Annotated in this window: 20 protein-coding genes; 13 read left to right on the top strand and 7 right to left on the bottom strand. The window is 69.1% G+C overall.

What is annotated here, in order from left to right; genetic code table 11:
- Nucleotides 1-42: 42 nt before the first annotated feature.
- Genes V5F84_RS19030 through V5F84_RS19010 form a run of 5 tightly spaced genes read left to right on the top strand, consistent with a single transcriptional unit; the run spans nucleotide 43 to nucleotide 5,516 of the window.
- Nucleotides 43-1,662, top strand: a complete 1,620-nt coding sequence (locus tag V5F84_RS19030; protein WP_394041690.1) for an ABC transporter substrate-binding protein — start codon at nucleotides 43-45, stop codon at nucleotides 1,660-1,662.
- Nucleotides 1,631-2,635, top strand: a complete 1,005-nt coding sequence (locus tag V5F84_RS19025) for an ABC transporter permease (RefSeq protein WP_394041689.1) — start codon at nucleotides 1,631-1,633, stop codon at nucleotides 2,633-2,635. The genes V5F84_RS19030 and V5F84_RS19025 overlap by 32 nt, the downstream gene beginning before the upstream one ends.
- Before the next feature lies 1 nt (nucleotide 2,636).
- On the top strand, nucleotides 2,637-3,518 hold the full coding sequence (locus V5F84_RS19020) for an ABC transporter permease (RefSeq protein ID WP_394041688.1): 882 nt from the start codon (nucleotides 2,637-2,639) through the stop codon (nucleotides 3,516-3,518).
- The gene (locus V5F84_RS19015) at nucleotides 3,515-4,528 is read left to right on the top strand and encodes an ABC transporter ATP-binding protein (protein ID WP_394041687.1); all 1,014 of its coding nucleotides are present in this window, start codon (nucleotides 3,515-3,517) and stop codon (nucleotides 4,526-4,528) included. The genes V5F84_RS19020 and V5F84_RS19015 overlap by 4 nt, the downstream gene beginning before the upstream one ends.
- Nucleotides 4,491-5,516: an ABC transporter ATP-binding protein gene (locus V5F84_RS19010; protein ID WP_394041685.1), complete on the top strand. Its 1,026-nt coding sequence runs from the start codon at nucleotides 4,491-4,493 to the stop codon at nucleotides 5,514-5,516. The genes V5F84_RS19015 and V5F84_RS19010 overlap by 38 nt, the downstream gene beginning before the upstream one ends.
- Before the next feature lie 11 nt (nucleotides 5,517-5,527).
- On the opposite strand, the gene V5F84_RS19005 is transcribed toward V5F84_RS19010, so the two are convergent.
- The 5 genes from V5F84_RS19005 to V5F84_RS18985 form a co-directional block, all read right to left on the bottom strand.
- Nucleotides 5,528-6,052: a carboxymuconolactone decarboxylase family protein gene (locus tag V5F84_RS19005; RefSeq protein WP_394041684.1), complete on the bottom strand. Its 525-nt coding sequence runs from the start codon at nucleotides 6,050-6,052 to the stop codon at nucleotides 5,528-5,530.
- A 94-nt stretch (nucleotides 6,053-6,146) separates the two neighbouring features.
- Complete coding sequence (locus V5F84_RS19000; protein WP_394041683.1) at nucleotides 6,147-7,019, bottom strand: nitroreductase family protein; 873 nt, start codon at nucleotides 7,017-7,019, stop codon at nucleotides 6,147-6,149.
- A 76-nt stretch (nucleotides 7,020-7,095) separates the two neighbouring features.
- Nucleotides 7,096-8,508, bottom strand: coding sequence for an LLM class flavin-dependent oxidoreductase (locus V5F84_RS18995; RefSeq protein ID WP_394041682.1), 1,413 nt, complete (start codon nucleotides 8,506-8,508; stop codon nucleotides 7,096-7,098).
- A gap of 14 nt (nucleotides 8,509-8,522) precedes the next feature.
- Nucleotides 8,523-9,725, bottom strand: coding sequence for an acyl-CoA dehydrogenase family protein (locus V5F84_RS18990; protein WP_394041681.1), 1,203 nt, complete (start codon nucleotides 9,723-9,725; stop codon nucleotides 8,523-8,525).
- A 32-nt stretch (nucleotides 9,726-9,757) separates the two neighbouring features.
- Entirely contained in the window at nucleotides 9,758-10,585 is an 828-nt protein-coding gene (locus V5F84_RS18985) for a MetQ/NlpA family ABC transporter substrate-binding protein (RefSeq protein WP_394041680.1), read from the bottom strand.
- Nucleotides 10,586-10,850: 265 nt separating this feature from the next.
- Between V5F84_RS18985 and V5F84_RS18980 the strand changes: the two genes are divergently transcribed.
- From V5F84_RS18980 to V5F84_RS18945, 8 genes are all read left to right on the top strand, one after another.
- Nucleotides 10,851-11,393 carry a flavin reductase family protein gene (locus V5F84_RS18980; protein WP_394041679.1) on the top strand — a complete coding sequence of 181 codons (543 nt, stop codon included), beginning with the start codon at nucleotides 10,851-10,853 and terminating at the stop codon, nucleotides 11,391-11,393.
- A gap of 84 nt (nucleotides 11,394-11,477) precedes the next feature.
- Complete coding sequence (locus tag V5F84_RS18975; protein WP_394041678.1) at nucleotides 11,478-12,482, top strand: ABC transporter substrate-binding protein; 1,005 nt, start codon at nucleotides 11,478-11,480, stop codon at nucleotides 12,480-12,482.
- Nucleotides 12,463-13,302 carry an ABC transporter ATP-binding protein gene (locus V5F84_RS18970; RefSeq protein ID WP_394041677.1) on the top strand — a complete coding sequence of 280 codons (840 nt, stop codon included), beginning with the start codon at nucleotides 12,463-12,465 and terminating at the stop codon, nucleotides 13,300-13,302. Before V5F84_RS18975 ends, V5F84_RS18970 begins: the two co-directional genes overlap by 20 nt.
- Nucleotides 13,295-14,113, top strand: a complete 819-nt coding sequence (locus tag V5F84_RS18965; RefSeq protein WP_394041676.1) for an ABC transporter permease — start codon at nucleotides 13,295-13,297, stop codon at nucleotides 14,111-14,113. The genes V5F84_RS18970 and V5F84_RS18965 overlap by 8 nt, the downstream gene beginning before the upstream one ends.
- Before the next feature lie 143 nt (nucleotides 14,114-14,256).
- The gene (locus V5F84_RS18960) at nucleotides 14,257-14,637 is read left to right on the top strand and encodes a hypothetical protein (protein WP_394041675.1); all 381 of its coding nucleotides are present in this window, start codon (nucleotides 14,257-14,259) and stop codon (nucleotides 14,635-14,637) included.
- Nucleotides 14,638-14,737: 100 nt separating this feature from the next.
- Nucleotides 14,738-16,342 (top strand): multicopper oxidase family protein, encoded by a 1,605-nt coding sequence (locus tag V5F84_RS18955; protein WP_394041674.1) that lies wholly within the window; start codon nucleotides 14,738-14,740, stop codon nucleotides 16,340-16,342.
- A 183-nt stretch (nucleotides 16,343-16,525) separates the two neighbouring features.
- Entirely contained in the window at nucleotides 16,526-17,083 is a 558-nt protein-coding gene (locus tag V5F84_RS18950; protein WP_394041673.1) for a nitroreductase family protein, read from the top strand.
- A gap of 38 nt (nucleotides 17,084-17,121) precedes the next feature.
- A complete protein-coding gene (locus V5F84_RS18945) occupies nucleotides 17,122-18,009 on the top strand; it encodes an SDR family NAD(P)-dependent oxidoreductase (protein WP_394041751.1) in 888 nt (295 codons plus the stop codon).
- A gap of 94 nt (nucleotides 18,010-18,103) precedes the next feature.
- Here V5F84_RS18945 and V5F84_RS18940 read toward each other — a convergent pair whose 3' ends face one another.
- Both V5F84_RS18940 and V5F84_RS18935 read right to left on the bottom strand, forming a co-directional pair.
- Nucleotides 18,104-19,036 (bottom strand): SRPBCC family protein, encoded by a 933-nt coding sequence (locus V5F84_RS18940; protein WP_394041672.1) that lies wholly within the window; start codon nucleotides 19,034-19,036, stop codon nucleotides 18,104-18,106.
- Nucleotides 19,033-19,374, bottom strand: coding sequence for an ArsR/SmtB family transcription factor (locus V5F84_RS18935; RefSeq protein ID WP_394041671.1), 342 nt, complete (start codon nucleotides 19,372-19,374; stop codon nucleotides 19,033-19,035). Before V5F84_RS18935 ends, V5F84_RS18940 begins: the two co-directional genes overlap by 4 nt.
- Nucleotides 19,375-19,465: the final 91 nt, after the last annotated feature.

Raw genomic sequence — 19,465 nt, 5'->3', positions numbered from 1 at the left:
CCGCGAACACCGCAATAGTCTCATCCAGCCGGAGGCGCCGCCATGGCCGTCCTGTCCCGCCGCCACTTCCTCGCCGCCACCTCCGGCGCGGCCCTCGCCGCCGCCTTCGGCCGTCCCGGTCCGACGCTGGCCGCCCAGGCGCCGCAGCGCGGCGGGACCCTGAGCATCATCCTGCAACCCGAGCCCGTGACGCTCACGCCCGCAACGAACGTGGCGCAGCCGACCCAGCTCGTCGCCGGCAATATCTTCGACGGGCTCGTGACCTATGATTTCGACCTGAAGCCGCGCCCCAATCTCGCGGAGCGGTGGGAGGTGGCGCCGGACGGGCTCACCATCACCTTCCACCTGCGCCAGGGCGTGACCTGGCACGACGGCCGGCCGTTCACGGCGGCGGACGTGAAATGGTCGCTGGAAAACGTCTGGCGCACCATCCATCCCCGCAACAAGGCGCTGTTCGAGAATGTCTCCAGCGTCGAGACGCCGGACGACCGGACCGTGATCCTGCGCTTCGCCAAGCCCTCGCTGCCGATCTTCTCGGTGATCAACGGCGTCGGCGCGCCGATCCTGCCGAAGCACCTCTACGAGGGCACGGACATCCTCAACAATCCTTACAACAACAAGCCCGTCGGCACGGGTCCGTTCGTCTTCAAGGAATGGAAGAAGGGCGAATATGTGCTGCTGGAGCGCAATCCCGATTATTGGGATCCGGGCAAGCCGTATCTCGACAAGCTCGTGTTCCGGGTGATCCCGGACGCCGCGGCGCGCGCGGCGGCGATCGAGAAGGGCGAAATCCAATACGCTCCGTTCAATCCCGTGCCGTTCCGCGACGTGGAGCGCCTCGCCGCCCTGCCGGGGCTGAAGGTGGAGACGCGCGGCTATGAATGGCTCTCGCCCGTGCTCTATTTCGACCTCAACGTCGATAGCCCCTACCTGAAGGATGTGCGGGTGCGACAGGCCATCGCCCATGCGGTGGACCGGGAGGCGCTGGCGAAGGTGGTGTGGTTCGGCTACGGCAAGGCCGCCGTCAGCCCCGTGCCCTCGACGCTCGCGGCCTTCCACGACCCCGACGTGCCGAAATATCCCTTCGACCCGAAGACGGCCGAGGCGTTGCTGGACGAGGCGGGATTCAAGCGCGGCCCCGATGGCGTGCGCTTCGCCATCACCCATGATTTCCTGCCCTATGGCGACGATTACCGCCGCACCGGCGAATTCCTGAAGCAGGCGCTGAAGCGCGTCGGCATCGAGGTGACGATCCGCAGCCAGGATTCCGCCGCCTTCATCAAGCGCATCTATGCCGACCGGGACTTCGACATCTCCTCCTCCTACAACGCCGCCTTCCCCGATCCGCAGATCGGCGTCGTGCGCGAATACTGGTCCGGGTGGCTCGGCACCAAGACGCCGTGGACCAACGGCTCGGGCTATCGCAACGCCGAGGTGGACCTTCTGATCGAAACCGCGGCGGTGGAGGGCAATCCCGAGGCGCGCGTCACGGCCTTCCGCAAATTCCAGCAGATCGTCCAGCGCGACCTGCCGACCCTGCCGCTGGTGGAATTGAAGTTCTTCACCGTCCACGCCGCGCACCTTCAGGGCGTGGTGCAGCAGGGAGACCAGGTCTATTCCTCGCTGCGCGATGCGTGGTTCGATTCCGCGCGGGGGAACTGACGCCGTGGCCCGTTATCTCAGGCGCGTCGCCGTCCAGATCGCCTTCGTGGTGATCGGCATCGCGGTGATCAACTTCTTCCTGCTCCGCCTCGCCCCAGGCGACGCGGCGCAGGTGATGGCGGGGGAGGCGGGCTCCGCGACCCCGGAATACATGGCCGCCTTGCGCAAGCAATTCGGCCTGGACCAGCCGCTTTACGTGCAGTTTCTCTCGTATCTGGGCAATGTGCTGACGCTTAATCTTGGCTATTCCTTCCGGCAGGGGATGCCGGTGTCCGAACTCATCGCCCAACGCCTGCCGGCCACCCTGCTGCTGATGGGCACGTCCATCGCGTTCGCGGTCTCGGTGGGCGGCACGCTCGGCTTTCTCGCGGCACGGCACGCCGGGCGCCTCGCGGATACGCTCATCTCCGCGCTGGCCCTGCTGTTCTATGCGACGCCCGTGTTCTGGATCGGCGTGATGCTGGTGGTGGTGTTCTCGGTGCTGCTGGACTGGCTGCCCGTGGGCGGCATGGCGAGCGTGCAGGCGAACCTGACGGGCCTTGCCTATGCCGCCGACGTGGGATGGCATCTCATCCTTCCAGCCGCCACCCTCGCCCTGTTCTATCTCGCCATCTATACCCGCCTGATGCGGGCCTCCATGCTGGAGGTGTACGGGCAGGATTTCGTCCGCACCGCGCGGGCGAAGGGGGTGAGGCCGTATCGCATCGCCCTGCGCCATGTGCTGCGCAACGCGCTCCTGCCCGTCGTCACCACGCTCGGCGTGCAGCTCGGCTCGATCCTCGGCGGGGCCATCCTGGTCGAGACGGTGTTCGCCTGGCCCGGCCTCGGCCGGCTCGCCTTCGAGGCACTGTTCCAGCGCGATCTCAATCTTCTCCTCGGCATCCTCTTCTGCTCGTCGCTGGTGGTGGTGCTGGTCAATCTCGCGGTCGATCTCGCCTATACGGTGCTCGACCCGCGCATCGAGCTGTCCTGACATGGCCTATGCCGAAATCGCACGCACGCAACCAAGGCCCCGCCGCCGCCAGGACAGCCTGCTCCTGCGCCTGATGCGCCAGCCCTCGGCGGCATTGGGGCTGGCGCTGCTGGCCCTGATCCTCGGCATGGCGGCGTCCGCCATCCTCGCCTTCCCGGACGACCCGCTGGACATGGTGGCCCAGCCCTTCCTGTGGCCCGGCGCCGAGGCCGCCTATCCCCTGGGAACCGACATGCTGGGGCGCGACATCGCCTCCGGCATCTTCCATGGGGCGCGGGTGTCGCTGCTGATCGGCGGCGTCGCGACACTGGTGTCGCTGGTCATCGGCGTCGGCGTGGGGGCGCTCTCCGGCTATTATGGCGGGCGCTTCGATGCGGCGCTGATGCGGGTGACGGAACTGTTCCAGACCGTGCCGCCGTTCCTGTTCGCCCTCGCCATCGTGGCGATCCTCCAGCCTTCCATCGCGACCATCACGGTGGCGATCGGCATCACCGCATGGCCGAGCCTTGCCCGGCTGGTGCGGGCCGAGGTGCTGAAGCTGCGGCATGGGGAGCTGGTGCAGGCGTCCATTTCCCTTGGCGCTTCGGATGCGCGCATCATCCTGCTGCACATCCTGCCCAACACGCTCGCGCCGGTGATCGTCTCCGCCTCGATCCTGGTGGCGAGCGCGATCCTGACGGAATCCTCCCTGGCCTTCCTCGGCCTTGGCGATCCGAACGTGGTGAGTTGGGGCGGCATGGTGGGCGCGGGACGCGAGGTGATCCGCACCGACTGGTACGTGGCGACGCTCCCTGGCATCGCCATCGTCGCCGCCGTGCTCGCGCTGAACCTGCTGGGCGACGGGCTCAACGACGCGCTGAACCCCAAGGGGGCCGGGCGATGAGCGGGCCCGTCCTGTCGGTGGACCGGCTCAACATCTCCTTCCACACCCGCGGCGGCGTGCTGCGGGCGGTCCGCGACCTCTCCTTCAGCGTCAGCCGGGGCGAGACCCTGGCCATCGTGGGGGAGAGCGGGTGCGGCAAGTCCATCACCGCGCTTTCGCTGCTCGGCCTCGTGCCGCCGCCGGGGCGCGTGGAGGGCGAGGCGGTGCGGCTGGAGGGCCGCAACCTGCTCGGTCTTTCGGAAGGGGACCTGCGGCGCCTGCGTGGCGCGCGCATCGCCATGATCTTCCAGGAGCCCATGACGGCGCTCAACCCGGTGCTGACCATCGGCGAGCAGGTGATGGAGGCGATCCTGGAGCACGAGGCGGTGAGCCGCGCCGCCGCGCGGGATCGGGCGCTTGCCCTTCTGGAGCGTGTGCGCATTCCCGATGCGCGCCGCCGCTTTTCCGATTTTCCCCATCGCCTGTCCGGCGGCATGCGCCAGCGGGTGATGATCGCCATGGCGCTGGCGCTTTCTCCCGCCGTCCTCGTGGCGGACGAGCCGACCACCGCACTCGACGTGACCATCCAGGCGCAGATTCTCGACCTCATCGACGAACTGAAGCGGGAGAACGGCACGGCGGTGGTGCTCATCACCCATGATCTCGGCGTCGTGGCGGAGCATTCCGACCGGGTGCTGGTCATGTATGCCGGCCGGCAGGTGGAAGCGCGGGCGACGGCGGATCTGTTCGCCCGACCGCTCCATCCCTATACGCGCGGCCTCATCGCCGCCCGCCCGCAACTCGGGGCCGCCGGCCTCGGCCGGTCCCGGCTGGCCGAGATCCCCGGCACGGTTCCGAGCCTTGCGGCCATGCCCGCCGGATGCGCCTTCGCCCCGCGCTGCGCCATCGCCGAAGCGGCCTGTGCCCTCGCCGTTCCTCCCCTCATGCCAGCGCCAGGCGGGGCCGTCGCCTGCCTGCGCGCGGAAATCAGCCATGTTCCAGAACCCGCTCGTGCAACCCTCGGCGCCTGACCGCATCCTCAGGGTGGACGACCTCTCGGTCCATTTCGCCACCGCCCGCGGCACGGTCCAGGCGGTCACCGATGTCTCCCTCGATCTCGCGCCGGGCAAGACGCTCGGGCTGGTGGGCGAATCCGGCTGCGGCAAGTCCACGCTCGGACGCGCCGTCATGCGCTTGATCGAACCCACCGCCGGGCGCATCTGGCTCGACGGCGAGGATGTCACCCACGACACGCGCCGCCGGCTGCGAAGCGCGCGGCGCAAGGTGCAGATGGTGTTCCAGGATCCCTTCGCCTCCCTCGACCCGCGCTGGACGGTGGGGGAGCTGATCGCCGAGCCCCTGCACATCCACGGCGTCGGCACCCGAGCGGCACGGCGCGCGCGGGTCGCGGACCTGCTGGAAAAGGTCGGGCTTCCCGCCGACGCATCGGAACGCACGCCGCACCAGTTTTCAGGCGGCCAGCGCCAGCGCATCGGCATCGCCCGTGCGCTGGCGCTTGAGCCGAAGGTGATCGTCCTGGACGAGCCGGTCTCCGCGCTGGACGTCTCGGTGCAGGCGCAGATCCTGAACCTGCTGGTGGACATCCAGCGGGCGCTGGGCGTCGCCTTCCTGTTCATCAGCCACGATCTGTCCGTGGTGGAATATGTCAGCGACCGCGTGGCGGTCATGTATCTCGGTCGGATCGTGGAGGTGGCGGACAGGCAGACCCTGTGGCGGCGCCCGGCCCATCCCTACACGCGCGCCCTGCTCGACGCGGTGCCGCGCATCCCGGCGGTGACGCCGCGGCCGGCGCCGCTCAAGGGCGACCTGCCGAGTCCCTATGCGCCACCGGGCGGATGCGCTTTCCACACCCGCTGCCCTCTGGCCTTCGATCTGGGCCGGTCAAAGGCGCCGGCCCTGCGGCAGGTGGGCGCCGGGCACCGCGTCGCCTGCCATCTGGCGGAGGCAGCCGAGGCGCCGGCGGGCCTCGTCGCCGCCGCGCCCCTGGGCGTTGCCTGAGGCGGGCCGCCTCAGGCGTCGAATTCCACCTGGAGGATCTCGTTGAAGCGGTTGAACGCCCCGCACAAAGCGGTGCGCCAGGTCAGTTCGACGATCTGGGGCTCCGTGAAATGGGCCTTCAGCCGCGCGAAGATCTCGTCGCGCGTGCGGTTCCAGGCATTGGTGACCGCGATGGCATATTCCACCACCAGCTTGTCCACCGCGTCGAGTTCCCGATGGTCCTGGTAATCCAGCAGGGTCAGCGCGCCTTCCGGGGAAATGCCCTGGATGGCGAGCTTCGGCGTGTGGTGGGCGACGCAGTAATCGCACCTGTTCAGCAGCGAGACCGTGACGATGGCCAGCTCCAGATAACGCTTGGGGAGCACGGCTTCGTCGGCAAGCTGCGTGAGCTGCCGCCAGCTATGTTCGAAAATCGGCAGGCGCCGGGCCATCACGCCGGCCTGATCGGCGAAATCGCCGTAGCTCTCCATCTTGTCCCAGAGCGGGTGAAGGGTTTCGGGCAGGTCCGCCCGGCGCTTGTGGGTGATACGGGACATCGTGTCGTCTCTGCTGCGCCCGCCGGGGGCGGGCATGGGAAAGGGGGCGTCCGGCCCTCTCGCGCCGGATGCCGCTGAAGGGGCCGCGTCGTTCTCAGCGCAGGCCGAAGCCGAGGGTGGTCAGCGCCTCGGCCATGCGGTCGCGGCCGCTCAGTGCCTCCGGGCCGCGCACCCGATTGAGCGCCGCATCGATCCAGCCGACGTCCGGCAGATGCTGGCCGCGCTGGAAGTCCTTCAACGCCGCCTCATAGTCGGCCAGCGCCGCGGCGGGCAGGGCGGCGTCGTAGCGTTCGCGGTGGAGCACGACGCGCTGGGACAGGCGCGGCTTCACCGCCGCCGGCCGCGCGGGGTCGGGATAGCCGATGGCGAGGCCGAACACGCCCAGCACATTGGGCGGCAGGCCGAGCACCGCCGCCACTTCTTCCGGCCGGTTGCGCAGGGCGCCGATATAGACCCCGCCGAGGCCGAGGGATTCCAGGGCCACCAGCGCGTTCTGGGCCGCCAGCGCGGCATCGATGATGCCGACGAACAGGGTCTCAAGGAAGGCGAGGCCCTCGGTCGCGCGCCCCTCGCGCCGGCCGATCTCCGCGAGCCGCGCAAGGTCCGCGAGCCAGACCAGCACCAGCGGAGCTTCCACCACATGCTTCTGGCCCCCGGCGATCTCAGCGAGGCGCGCCTTGGTGGCGGGGCTTTCGACCGCGACCAGGCTGAAGGTCTGGAGATTGGACGAGGACGGGGCGGACTGCGCCGCCGCGGCGAGCGTCTCCACCAGTCCCTCGGGCAGGGGCCGGCCGGAGAACGCGCGCACGGAGCGGTGGGCGAGCAGGCCGGCGATGGTTTCGTTCAGCAGGATGTCCGCCGGGGCTTCCGCCGCGCCATAGCGCGCGGCGAGCAGCCGCCCCGCCTTGGATGCGGAAGCAGGTGTCGGATCGACTGCGGGGCAGGCGGGGGAGGCGATGGTCGGCATGGAAAGCTCCTGAGCGGGACGAGCGCCGCGCAACCGCCCGATCGTGCACCGCTGCGGCGGAAAAATCGCCTGCCGTTCAATCGGCGGATACCGGCTCGCGCGGCGCCGGCGCGACGGGCGTCGCATTCGCGCGGACCCGCGCCGCCGGGTGGCTGCCGGGAAGCGTGGCCGCGCGGCCGAACAATTTCTCCCGCAGCGTGCCCGCGCCATAGGCGGTGCGGTAGACGCCGCGCTCCTGAAGCTCCGGCACCACCAGGTCGACGAAGGCTTCCAGCGTCTCGTGCGAGACGATGCGGCTGAGGTTGAAGCCGTCCACGTCGCTCTCCCGGACCCAGGACAGGATCTCGTCCGCCACCTCGGTCGGCGAGCCGACGATGAACGGTCCGCGCGCGCCCGTGGCGCTCAGGGTGGCAAGGTCCTTCACCTTCAGCGGCTCCGGGCTGCGCAGGGTCAGGTTCTCAAGCGTGGACTGGATCGCGTTGCTGTTCACATAGGCGAGCGCATCCTGCGGATCGAGGGCCGAGAGATCGACGCCCGTCCATCCCGACAGCAGGGCGAGCTGCCCGGCGGCGTGGATATAGGGCGCATACTCCGCGAGACGGTCGAGCGCTTCGGCGCGCGTCGGCGCCACGATGACATTGGCGCTCGCGTAGAAGCGGATGTCATAGGGGTCGCGCCCGAAGCCTGCGGCCTGCGTCCGGATGGAGCGCACCGTCTCGCCGAGGATCTTCCGGGTCTGGCCGTTGAGGAAAATGCCCTCCGCGTGGCGCGCCGCGAACTCCCGCCCCCGGCTCGATGCCCCCGCCTGGTAGAGCACCGGCGTGCGCTGGGGCGACGGCTCGGCCAGGTGGATGCCGTCCACCTGATAATAGGGCCCGTCATGGCGGATGCGGTGCACCTTCGCGGGGTCGGTGAAGGCGCGGGCCGCCCGGTCGCGCAGGACCGCGCCCTCTTCCCAGCTGCCTTCCCAGAGCTTGTAGGCCGCCTGGAGGAAGTCTTCGCCGGCATCATAGCGCGCGTCGTGGGAGCGGTTGGCGGCCAGCCCCATGCCTTTCGCGCCGCTGTCGAGATAGCCCGTGACGATGTTCCAGCCGACGCGGCCCTTGGTGAGGTGGTCGAGCGTGGCGAACCGGCGGGCGAACACATAGGGATGCTCGTAGGTCAGGTTGGCGGTGACGCCGAAGCCGATATGGCGCGTGGCCTGCGCCATGCTCGGCACCACCAGGGTCGGATCGATGCTGGGGGTCTGCGCGGCGGAGAGGAGCGCCGCGTCCGGGCTGTCGGCGTAGACATCATAGACCCCGAGCACATCGGCGATGAACACGCCGTCGAACAGGCCGCGCTCGGCGGTGCGGGCGAGGGCGACCCAATAATCGAGGCTGTTGTAGGTGCTCGCGCGATCGCGCGGGTGGGCCCACAGGCCGGCCCAGGTGTGGCTGGGCGAGGCCATGTTGAAGGCGTTGAAACGGATCTCGCGCGGCCGGGTCATGGCGCTCTCCAGGGTCAGCTATAGAGGGGGGTGGGCGTGATGGCGCCGTTGAGGGCGAAGTTGCCGACCTCGCGCGCCTTGTAGGCCACCGGATCATGCAGGGTGTGGGTGCGGATGTTGCGCCAGAAGCGGTCGTAGCCGTAAGTGCCCGCCGTCGCCCGCGCGCCCATCAGTTCGAAGATGCGCGAGGTCACCTCCAGCGCGGTGCGGCTCGCGTGCACCTTGGCCGCGTAGATCGTCGCCGCCGCGGCGTTGCGCTCGGCAGGCGTAAGAGCGTTGCCGCGGTCCGCCGCCGCCGCGAACTGGAGCGCGGCCACGTCCGCCAGCGCGAGGGAGGCGCGCAGCTCCACATCGAGCGTGCCGTAATGCTCCAGGATGTAGGGATCGAGGCTCGCCTTCTCGACGCCCGAGGCCTGCCACGGGCGCGAGACCTCGCGGATGTAGCGATTGGCCTCGGCGAGGGCGCCCTCGGCGGTGCCGAGATAGATGTTCACGATCAGCAATTGGTGGAACGGCACCACGAGGCTGGTGCGTGGGGGCGGGGCCGCGGCGGGATTGCCGAGGATCTCGTCCGGCGCCACCGCCACGGCCTCGAACGTGACGGTGCCGCTTTCCGACAGGCGCTGGCCGAACGCATCCCAATCATTGCCGTGGCTGACGCCGGCGCGGTCCCCCGGCACGACGAGCACGGCGAAGCCGTCGTCGAGCTGCGCCCGCAGGGTGATGCGGTCGGCGAGGGCGGCATTGGAGGCGAAGGTCTTGCGGCCGGACAGCCGAAAGCCGTCGTCGGTGCGCTCCAGGCGGGATTCCGGGTCGCGTGGGTTGGAGGCGCCGCCCCAGAACCAGCGGTCCGCCACCCCCGCCCGCGCCAGAGCGGCTGCCTGCGCCGGTCCGGCACGCCACAGGGCGTTGGTCAGGTGCAGGTAATGATAGGCGAGCAGCTGCGCGATGGAGGCATCCGCCTGGGCAATGGTCCGCACGGCGAGGAGCGCGTCGGTAAAGCTGCCTCCGCCGCCGCCGGATTCCTGCGGATAGAGAAGTTCCAGCAGCCCAGACTGCCGGAGGCGTTCCAGTTCGCGGCGGGGCGAGGCACCGGCCTTGTCCCGCGCCGCGGCGTCCGGCGCCAGGGCGTCGGCGACCGCACGGGCGGCGGCGCGCCAGTCGGAAGGCGGGGCCGGACGCGCGGCGGCGAAGGGGAGGGGAGAAGAGGGGCTCATGCGCGGCTCCTGGTTCGACCGATCGACGACACTCACCACGCCGGCAGGATGCTGCCCTTGAATTTGGCGAGCGTGAAATCCTTCACGGCCTGCGAGCGATAGATCTCGATGAACTTGCGGATGCGGGGATCGTCCTTGCGATCCTCGCGAGCGGCGAAGACCAGGGTGAAATAGGGCTTCGCCACCTCGACCGTGGTCTCGGCCACCAGCGCCGTATTGAGGTTCAGGCCGGCCAGATAGGCATAGTTGGAGGAGACGAAGGCGGCGGCCACGTCGTCCAGCGAGCGCGAGAGCTGGGCCGCGTCCAGCTCCACGATCTGGAGCTTCTTCGGGTTTTCGACCACGTCCACCACGCTCGCATAGAGCCCGGTGCCGGGCTTCAGCTTGAGAAGCCCGGCGCGCTGGAACAGCAGAAGGGCGCGCCCGCCATTGGTCGGGTCGTTCGGAATGGCGATCTTCGCGCCGGCGGGAATGTCGCCGATGGACTTGTAGGTCTTTGAATAAATGCCGGCGGGCACCAGGATCGACTCGTCGAGGGCGACGATCCGATAGTTCCGGGTCTTCACCTGGTTCGCGAGATAGGGCCGGTTCTGGAAATTGTTCAGGTCGATGTCGCCGGCCTGGAGCGCCGCATTGGGCTGGTTCCAATCGGTGAACTCGACGATTTCCGCGGTCACGCCCTGCGGGGCGGAAAGGCGGGCCGCCTCGCGCAGGATGTCGCCGTACGGGCCGGCCGACACGCCGACCTTGAGCGGCTTGTCGCTCGCGGATGTCTGGGCGCTGGCGGGCGCTCCCAAAGTCACGGCGGCAAGGCCGGCGAGGGCGATCTGAAGGAAGCGGGCGCGGGAGAACAGGGTCATCGAGAGCCACCGGATGCGAGAGGGAGGACGGGCACGGCGCCAAATGGGTCGAGCCATTTAAATTATTGTATTAGAACGATTTTTCTTCTCTGAAGCGAGGCGTAGGCCCCCATCGGATACGGGCATTTCTTTAAGTCTATAAATATGATCGATTATATTGACAATAGGGGATGCGGGTTTATTCTCGCCCTTCGTCCTCTCACCCGGCGTCGCTCTCCCCTTGCTCTCCACCGGGCGGCGCGCGGCTTATTTCAAAGGGTTGCCGATGAACGCGCACGTTCAATCCACCGCTGCCGCCAGCGCGCGGGAGGCGGGGGAGCCCGCCCCCGCTTCGTTCGCCTTCCGCGCGGCGATGCGAAAGCTTGCCGGTGCGGTGAGCGTGCTCACCGTCGGCAAGGGCGATGCCCGCACGGGGCTGACCGCCACCTCGGTGTCCTCGCTTTCGGTGGATCCGCCGAGCTTGCTGATCAGCGTCAACCGGACCGCCTCCGCCTGCGCCGTGCTGCTGTCCGAGCGGTCGTTCGCCATCAATGTGCTGCGGCCGCACCACGAGGCGCTCGCCGACCGGTTCGCCGGGCGCGGCGGCGTGAAGGGCGTGGCGCGCTATGAGGGGGCCGACTGGACCCGCCTCGCCACCGGCGCGCCGGTGCTCGCCGATGCCCTGGCGGTGTTCGACTGCGAGCTGGAGGACGCCATCGAGCGGCATTCCCACATCATCGTGATCGGCCGGGTGGTCGCCTCGCGCATCACCGAGAATGCCGCGCCGCTTCTGTATTGGGCCGGCGCCTATCGCGGCCTCGCCGTCTGAATCGAATCAGTCGATTAGATCTATTGACTTTGTAAATACGCGGGCCGATTTTGCGTCGAAACGTGATCACCGAGAGGATAGGGTATGCGCGGACGCGCTTTTCTGGCCATGGCGGCACTGCTTCCCGCGTTGGCCTGGTCTCAGGTGGGCCCGGCCGTGGCGGAGACGCAGCAATTGCGCATCGCCCAGCAGTTCGGCATCGCCTACCTGCCCCTGATCGTCGCGAAAGAGCGCCAGCTCATCGAGAAGCAGGCCGTGGCCCGTGGGCTGCCGGAGACCAAGGTGGAATGGCTGCGCCTGTCGGGGGCGGCGGCCATGAACGATTCCCTGATTTCCGGCGGGCTGGATTTCGCCACCGCCGGCATCGCCCCGGCCATCCTCACCTGGGACAAGACCCGGGGGAAGACGGACATCACGCTCATCGCCTCGCTCGGCTCCATGCCGAACATCCTCACCACCAACAATCCCAATGTGAAGACCCTCAAGGACTTCACGGAGAAGGACCGGATCGCCCTGCCGTCCGTGAAGGTGGGCTTCCAGCCCATCGTGCTCCAGATCGCGGCCGAGCAGGCCTTCGGCAAATACGACAAGCTGGATGATCTCACCGTCAGCCTGCCGCATCCGGACGCCACGGCGGCGATCCTGTCGGGCACCGGCGGCATCACCGCGCACTTCACCTCGCCGCCCTTCATGGAGCAGCAGCTGGAAAGCGGGAAGGCGCATGCCGTGCTCAACAGCTACGACGTGCTCGGCGGGCCGCACACTTTCAACGTGGTCTATGCCACCAAGAAGTTCGCCACCGACAATCCCAAGACCATCGACGCCTTCGTGGCCGCGCTCGACGAGGCGAACGCCTGGATCAAGGCCAATCCGAAGGAGGCCGCCCAGCTCTATATCGCCGCGGAAGGCTCCAAGCTCGACCAGGCCTTCGTGGAGCGCATCATCCGCGATCCGCAGATCAATTTCACCACCGCGCCCGAGCGCGCGGACGTCTTCACCGACTTCGAATACCGCATCGGCCTCATCAAGCAGAAGCCCGGCTGGAAGGAGCTGTTCCAGCCCGGCCTGCATGCCAAGGGCGGGAGCTGAGCCCTTGGCCTTTCCCGACCGGGACCCTGCCGGCCCCGCGCCGCTCGTCGTCGACGGCGTCTCGCTGCGCTACGCCAGCGAGGCCGGACCCGTGACCGCGGTTGACGATGTCTCCTTCACCATCGGCACGGGCGAGCGCCTGGTGCTGCTCGGCCCGTCGGGGTGCGGAAAGTCCACGCTGCTGCGCGCGGTCGGCGGGTTCCTGAAGCCCGCCGCCGGCGAGATCCGCCTCAATGGCGTGCCGGTGAAGGGGCCCGGGCCGGACCGCATGATGGTGTTCCAGGAGTTCGACCAGCTGCTGCCGTGGCGGACCGTTTGCGGCAACGTGGAATATGCTTTGCGCCGCGCCCGCCGGATGCCTGCGGCGCGCGCAAAGACCGTCGCGCGGGACTGGATCGGCCGGGGGGGCCTCGCCAAGTTCGCGGATGCCTTTCCCCACACCCTGTCGGGCGGCATGAAGCAGCGCGTCGCCATCGCCCGCGCGTTCGCCGTCCAGCCGGCCATCTTGTTGATGGACGAGCCGTTCGCCGCCCTCGATGCGCTGTCGCGCCGCCGCATGCAGGACGAGCTGCTGGGCCTGTGCGAGGAAACCGGGGCCACTGCCTTGTTCGTCACCCATGCCATCGACGAAGCGGTCCATGTGGGCACGCGCATCCTGGTGCTGTCTCCCCATCCCGGGCGGATCGCCGCCGAATATCTCGTGCCGGAAGCCGCGCGCCTGCGCGGGTCGCCGCAGTTCGGCGCCCTGGAGGCGGACATTCAGTCGCGCATCTTCGCCGCCCCCGCCGCTTCCCGCATCCTGGAGGCGGCCCATGTCTGACGGCACGCTCGGCCTGCGCGCGGCGCCCGCGCGCCGCCTCCTGGTCCTGAGTTCGGGCGCCCGCAAGGCGATCATCCTCGTGGTCCTCGCCGCCGGCTGGGAGGCCTATGCGCGGTGGCTGGGCAATTCACTGTTGCTGCCCAGCTTTTCCGAGACCGTCCTGGCGCTGGCCACCACCATCGCGAGCGGCGAGCTGCCGCAGCGCACCTGGTCCTCGCTTGAGGTGCTGCTCATCGGCTATGCGATCGGTGCCGGCCTCGCGGCCGTCATCACCGCCCTCGCGGCGCTCAATCGCTGGGGCGAGGATCTGCTGAGCCTCCTGACGTCCATGTTCAATCCGCTGCCCGCCATTGCCCTGCTGCCGATCGCGCTGCTGTGGTTCGGCGTCGGTTCGGGAAGCCTGATCTTCGTCATCACCCATTCGGTGCTCTGGCCGCTGGCCTTGTCCTGCCATTCGGGATTTCGCACCGTGCCGCAGGCGCTGCGCATGGCGGGGCGCAATCTCGGCCTTTCGGGGCCGGCCTATGTGGTGGAGATCCTGATGCCGGCGGCCCTGCCGGCCATCCTCTCCGGCCTGCGCCTGGGATGGGCCTTCGCCTGGCGCACCCTGATCGCCGCCGAAATGGTGTTCGGCGCGAGCGCGCGGTCCGGCGGGCTCGGCTGGTTCATCTTCACCAACCGCGCCCAGCTCGAGACCGCCAATGTCTTCGCGGGCCTCCTCGCGGTCATCGTCATCGGCCTGGTCGTGGAGACAATCATCTTCGCCACCATCAGCCGGCTGACCATCCAAAGGTGGGGCCAGGAGGCCTGACCCCGCCGTAGCGCGGGAGATCGCTCCGGCATCGTCCCGTGTCGCCCCGCCCGCCCGCCCGTGCCGGGCATGGAAACGTCGGTTGATTTGAGTCATGGTGGTCGTGCGCCGAGGGTGCCTTCTTCAGGCATCGGGGATCACGCATGAGCATCGGGTCGCAGGCTGTGGGGTGGATGAGGGCGCTGCTGGCCTTTCTGGTCGCGGTCGCGCTGCTCGTCGCGCCGGTCGCCGGTGCGCGGGCCATGCCGTGCCATGAGCCGTCGCACCACCACTCCGCCGCCGCCGTGGGAAGCGGGCATCATGAGGCCGGCTCCGCCGCCCATGCGGCGAAGGGTCATTCCCGGGCCGTCGACCACTCCCTGTGTTGCAGCAGCGCGTGCGCGTCCTGCGTCGTGATGCTTGCCGCGGCGGGCACGAGCATTCCCCACCGTGTCGCGCTGGCGCCGGCTTACGAACGGCGCGACGAGATCGGCACCGGCCTCGCCTTTCCGCCCACCCTTGGTCCTCCCCGACATCCCGCCTGACCGGACCGGCCCCGATGCTCCCTGCATCGGGCCGCTCAATGCGTTTTCGCAGGATCAGTCAGCCGGCTTGCTGCCGGTGCGGGAACAAGGACCTATTCCCATGAATCGTCGTCAATTTCTGAACCGGATGATGGCCGGAGCGGCCGCATTCGGCGCATCCGCCACCCTTCCACCCATGGCCGGCTGGGCGCAGGCCGGGCTTGATGCTACGCCGTCAGCGCCGAACGCCGCGCCGCGCCCGCTCGCCGTGACCAGCAGGACCCTCGAGGTCAAGGGCAAGGCCGCGCGCGTGTTCGGGCTCGCCCAGCCGGACGGCACGCCGGGCCTGACGCTGGAAGCGGGGAGCAGCTTCGACGTCGCCCTGTCCAACCGCGCCGGCGAACCGACGCTGATCCATTGGCACGGGCTGACGCCGCCCTGGGCCATGGACGGTGTGCCGGACAATCCGGCCGCGCTTCTGCCGCCGGCGGAGACCCGCCGCTATACCTTCCCGGCCGGCGCCGGCGGCACGCACTGGATGCATGCCCATACGCTCCAGGAACAGAACCTGCTGGCGGCGCCGCTGATCGTGCGCACCGCCGCCGACCGGCAGCGGGACGAGCAGGAGGTGGTGATCCTGCTGCACGATTTCTCCTTCACGCCGGCGGAGGACCTGCTTGCCAAGCTCAAGGCAAACAGCGCCGGCGCCATGCCGATGGATCACGGGGCCATGAATCCTGGGGGCATGAATCATGGGGGCATGAATCCAGGCACCATGAATCCTGGGGCCATGGATCACGGAACCATGAATCACGGGGCGATGGGCAACGGCGGGGCGATGGGGGGCATGGCGGGCATGATGTCCTCCGGCGCCATGGGCCAGATGCACGGCGGTTCGGGAACGGCAATGGCCGGCATGGGCGCGATGGACCTCAACGACGTCGATTATGACGCCTATCTGGCCAATGACCGCACGCTGGACGACCCCGAGGTCGTGACCGTGGAAAAGGGCGGCCGGGTGCGCCTGCGGATCATCAACGGCGCGACGGCGACCGCCTTCACCATCGATACCGGAAGCCTCGACGGGCAATTGATCGCGGTCGATGGCCAGGCCGTCCAGCCGGTCGCAGGCCGCACTTTCCCGATCTCCATGGGCCAGCGCCTGGACATCCGCCTCGCGCTGCCGCAGGCGGGCGGCGCGTTTGCGATCCTCGCCCTGCGCGAAGGGGCAGCCGAGCGGGCCGGGGTGATCCTGGCGTCACCCGGCGCCGCCATCGCCAAGATTCCCGTGGCCGGGCAAGCCAAGGGGCCGGTGCTCGGGCTCGACCTCGAACAGCGCCTGCAAGCGGCCGAGCCGCTGGCGCCACGTGCCGCCGACCGCCGCTTCGCGCTCACGCTCGCCGGAAACATGGCCGACTATAGCTGGCGCACCGAGGGCGGGGACGGCCTGCGGATCAAGCGGGGCGAGCGCATCGAGGTCGCGTTGACCAACATGTCGATGATGGCGCACCCCATGCACCTGCACGGACATCATTTCCAGGTGATCGGCATCAATGGAAAGGCGGTGGGCGGCGCACTGCGCGACACCGTGCTGCTGCCGCCCATGGCCCGCGTCACCCTGGCCTTCGACGCGGACAACCCGGGCCGCTGGCCGCTCCACTGCCACCATCTCTACCATATGGCGTCGGGCATGATGACGTTCGTCGCCTATGAGGGCGTCGGCTGAACGGCGTCGGCTGAGGGGCGTCGCGTGAGGGTGTCGGCGGAAGCCGGCGCCGCTCCGCGATCCAACGGGCGCCGCGGCCCTCTTGCGGGGGCGCCGCGGGGCGCGAAGTCCGCGTGTGACCCACATCAAGGCGGGCAGGGGAACGGCTTGCGATGGTTCGATCGTACAGCAAGGACCATCGCGATGGAACTGACGGAAGCGATCCATGGGCGCCGCGCCACGCGGGCCTTCACGCGGGAATCGGTGGCGACGCCGCTATTGGAACGGCTGGTCGATGCGGCCCTCCAGGCACCCAGCGCCTTCAACGCGCAGCCCTGGGATTTCACCATCATCCGGGACCGGGCGCTGCTCGATCGCATCTCGGTCGCAGCCAAGGCGCACATGCGCGCCGTGACCGAGGGCGGCAGCCTTCCCCACGGGCTGCACGAAAACCTGGAAAACCCGGACTTCCACGTCTTCTACCATGCGCCGGCGCTGATCGTGATTTCGGCCACGGGCGAAGGCTGGGCGGCGGAGCACGCAGCGCTCGCCGCGCAGAACCTGATGCTCGCGGCGCATGCCGAGGGCCTCGGCTCGTGCTGGATCGGCTTCGCCCAGCGCTGGCTGGAAACCGAAGACGGGCGGCACGCCATCGCGGTGCCGGACGATTTCATGCCGGTGGCGCCGATCATCGTCGGCCACCCGGCCGCGCCGATGCCGCCGGTGCCGCGCAAGCCGGCGTGCCTGCGGTGGATCGGCTGATCTTCGGCCGCGCGTCACACGGAGCGGAGAGCTTGACCATGCGCTTGAAGGACAAGGTCGCCGTCGTCACCGGCGCCGGAACCGGGATCGGCGAGGCCATCAGCCATAAATTCGCGCGCGAGGGCGCACAGCTCGTCCTCGCCGGCCTGCCGGGTGATCCGGTCGAGGACGTGGCCGCGGCGATCGTCGCCGCGGGCGGCACGGCGGTCGCCTGCCTCGGCGACCTTGCCGAGGAGGATCATGCGCGCGCCTGCATCGACCTGGCGATCCGCACCTATGGTCGGCTCGACATCCTGATCAGCAATGCCGGCGTGTTCATCGCCAATGCCGAGACCGACGCCTATCGCATCGAGGATTTCGAGCGGACGCTTCGGGCCAATGTCTGGACCGCTTTCCTGACGACCAAGTTCGCGCTGCCCCACCTGCGGAAGACGCGGGGCAATATCGTCTTCACCGGCTCCGAGGCGGGGTTCAACGGCTCGCCCAGCTTCACCCCCTATGGCGCGAGCAAGGGCTTTCTCCACGCCTTCGCCAAGGGTGTGGCGCTGGAGCAGGCGCCCTACGGCATCCGCGCCAATTGCGTGTGTCCGGGAGCCATCGACACGGCCTGGACGCGCGGCGCCGACAGCCCGATCCCCCTCGCCGCGCAGGAGGGCATCGCCGCCGGCACCCCGCTCGGCCGGCGCGGCACGCCCGAGGAGATGGCCAATATCTTCGCCTTCATCGCCTCCGACGAGGCGAGCTACGTGACCGGCGCCCTGTGGCTGGCCGACGGGGGCGTGACGCCGGCGAAGGGCGACATCGGCGCCAGCGTCCCCGCGCCGCTGCGGGAGGCGCCCGCCGGCCGGCTGGATCTGCGCCATTCCCATGACGGCCTCCACGGCAAGTTCGTGTATCGCGCGCCGCGATCCGAAAACGCGCGGTGATCCGCGCCGATCCGGCGAAACAGGGCGCGGGAGCCGCGATCCGGCGACCCGAGGCGGGAAAGCCGCCGAGGGTCGGGAGCGAGGCGCGTTCGCCTCAGCGCGATGCGACGAAGCGCTCCAGCTTGCCCAGCGTTTGCTGGCCGAGTTCGATGGCGCCGAAGCCCTTCGCCTCCTGGAATTCGGCCTCGGTGCTGAGCACCATGCCCAGCGTCACGGTCGTCGCCCCGTCCCGCTCCTCGAACGACGCCCAGGCGTCGGCGTGCTTCGGGCCGTTCTCGCCCCACAGCAGCGTATAGGCGATCCGCTCCTCGGGCCGGACCTCGGTGTAGCGATGATGGTTGGGGAACACCGTGCCGTCGGGCGCGATCATGTCGAACACCCAGTCGCCGCCGCTTCGCAGGTCGATCCTCTGGGTGCGGCAGGAAAATCCGTCCGGGCCCCACCATTGCGGCAGCGTCTCCGGGTTCATCCACGTGGCCCAGACAATGGTGCGCGGCGCCCGGATCACCCGCTGGATCACCATGGTGCGCCGCGCCACGCCGGCAAGATTGTCCAGCCCCGCGTCGAAGCCCTGCCGGTAGCCGGCCTCCATCTGCTCGGCGTGCTCGGCCGGTGCGGACAGCTGCACCGTCACGACCAGCCGGCTGTGCGCGTCGGTGCCGGAGAAAGCGGCCGTCACCAGCGCCGCCGATTGCGTCGCGCCGCCGCTGGAGACCAGCTCGTAGTTCACGCTGCGCTGCGCCGGCTGCAACTCCAGCCAGCCGCACTCACAGCGGATGTCGGGCTGGCCCTCGACCTTGCAGAGCGAGACTTCGCGTCCCCCCACCCGCGTGTCCGCTTCCAAGAACTCCACGATGACCGAGGGGGTGGGAGCGGACCAGACCGCCCGCGCGGCGGGAGCGGTCCACACCTGCCACAGCACCGACACGGGCACGGGCACGTCCCGTTCGAAGACCAGCGTCGCAAAGCGACCCGGCGCGGGGGCGGGCGCCGCAGGCCGCGGCGAGGGGTTCGGCTTGGATGTCATTTCGCGCGTTCCTTCATAGCCTTGAGTGCAAATGCCTCCAGTCGGTCGAGGCGGGCGTCCCATAGGGCGCGCTGCTCGTCGAGCCACGTTCGAACCGGCGCCAGGGCCTCCGGCACGATGGCGCAGGTGCGCACCCGCCCGTCCTTGGAGGTGACGATCAACCCCGCCTCCTCCAGCACCGAAAGGTGCCGCATCACCGTTGGCAGGCGCAGGCCCGTGGGCTCGGACAGATCGCTCACCCCCGCCGGCCCTTCGGCAAGGCGGGTCAGGATGGAGCGACGGGTCGGGTCGGCCAGGGCATGGAAGAGCAGCGAGAGTTCAGGATCATGCTTAGTCATGTTGCTAACTATTAAGCCGATGTCCGCCCGGTGCAAGAAAAACTTCGTCAACCTGCTAAGTTTTCCGATCTGCCCCATCCCCACCGCGCGA

Origin of the sequence: Roseixanthobacter liquoris (assembly GCF_043195135.2) — a bacterium.
GTDB lineage: Bacteria > Pseudomonadota > Alphaproteobacteria > Rhizobiales > Xanthobacteraceae > NCEH01.
This window is presented reverse-complemented; position numbering and strand designations above follow the sequence as displayed.

Coding starts and splice junctions, on each gene's coding strand:
- V5F84_RS18955 (WP_394041674.1), top strand. CDS start 14,738: ATGAATCGTCGTCAATTTCTGAACCGGATGATGGCCGGAGCGGCCGCA.
- V5F84_RS18990 (WP_394041681.1), bottom strand. CDS start 9,725: ATGAGCCCCTCTTCTCCCCTCCCCTTCGCCGCCGCGCGTCCGGCCCCG.
- V5F84_RS18975 (WP_394041678.1), top strand. CDS start 11,478: ATGCGCGGACGCGCTTTTCTGGCCATGGCGGCACTGCTTCCCGCGTTG.
- V5F84_RS19010 (WP_394041685.1), top strand. CDS start 4,491: ATGTTCCAGAACCCGCTCGTGCAACCCTCGGCGCCTGACCGCATCCTC.
- V5F84_RS18945 (WP_394041751.1), top strand. CDS start 17,122: ATGCGCTTGAAGGACAAGGTCGCCGTCGTCACCGGCGCCGGAACCGGG.
- V5F84_RS18940 (WP_394041672.1), bottom strand. CDS start 19,036: ATGACATCCAAGCCGAACCCCTCGCCGCGGCCTGCGGCGCCCGCCCCC.
- V5F84_RS19005 (WP_394041684.1), bottom strand. CDS start 6,052: ATGTCCCGTATCACCCACAAGCGCCGGGCGGACCTGCCCGAAACCCTT.
- V5F84_RS18965 (WP_394041676.1), top strand. CDS start 13,295: ATGTCTGACGGCACGCTCGGCCTGCGCGCGGCGCCCGCGCGCCGCCTC.
- V5F84_RS18995 (WP_394041682.1), bottom strand. CDS start 8,508: ATGACCCGGCCGCGCGAGATCCGTTTCAACGCCTTCAACATGGCCTCG.
- V5F84_RS19025 (WP_394041689.1), top strand. CDS start 1,631: ATGCGTGGTTCGATTCCGCGCGGGGGAACTGACGCCGTGGCCCGTTAT.
- V5F84_RS19030 (WP_394041690.1), top strand. CDS start 43: ATGGCCGTCCTGTCCCGCCGCCACTTCCTCGCCGCCACCTCCGGCGCG.
- V5F84_RS18950 (WP_394041673.1), top strand. CDS start 16,526: ATGGAACTGACGGAAGCGATCCATGGGCGCCGCGCCACGCGGGCCTTC.
- V5F84_RS19000 (WP_394041683.1), bottom strand. CDS start 7,019: ATGCCGACCATCGCCTCCCCCGCCTGCCCCGCAGTCGATCCGACACCT.
- V5F84_RS18960 (WP_394041675.1), top strand. CDS start 14,257: ATGAGCATCGGGTCGCAGGCTGTGGGGTGGATGAGGGCGCTGCTGGCC.
- V5F84_RS18935 (WP_394041671.1), bottom strand. CDS start 19,374: ATGACTAAGCATGATCCTGAACTCTCGCTGCTCTTCCATGCCCTGGCC.
- V5F84_RS18970 (WP_394041677.1), top strand. CDS start 12,463: ATGCCAAGGGCGGGAGCTGAGCCCTTGGCCTTTCCCGACCGGGACCCT.
- V5F84_RS19015 (WP_394041687.1), top strand. CDS start 3,515: ATGAGCGGGCCCGTCCTGTCGGTGGACCGGCTCAACATCTCCTTCCAC.
- V5F84_RS18980 (WP_394041679.1), top strand. CDS start 10,851: ATGAACGCGCACGTTCAATCCACCGCTGCCGCCAGCGCGCGGGAGGCG.
- V5F84_RS18985 (WP_394041680.1), bottom strand. CDS start 10,585: ATGACCCTGTTCTCCCGCGCCCGCTTCCTTCAGATCGCCCTCGCCGGC.
- V5F84_RS19020 (WP_394041688.1), top strand. CDS start 2,637: ATGGCCTATGCCGAAATCGCACGCACGCAACCAAGGCCCCGCCGCCGC.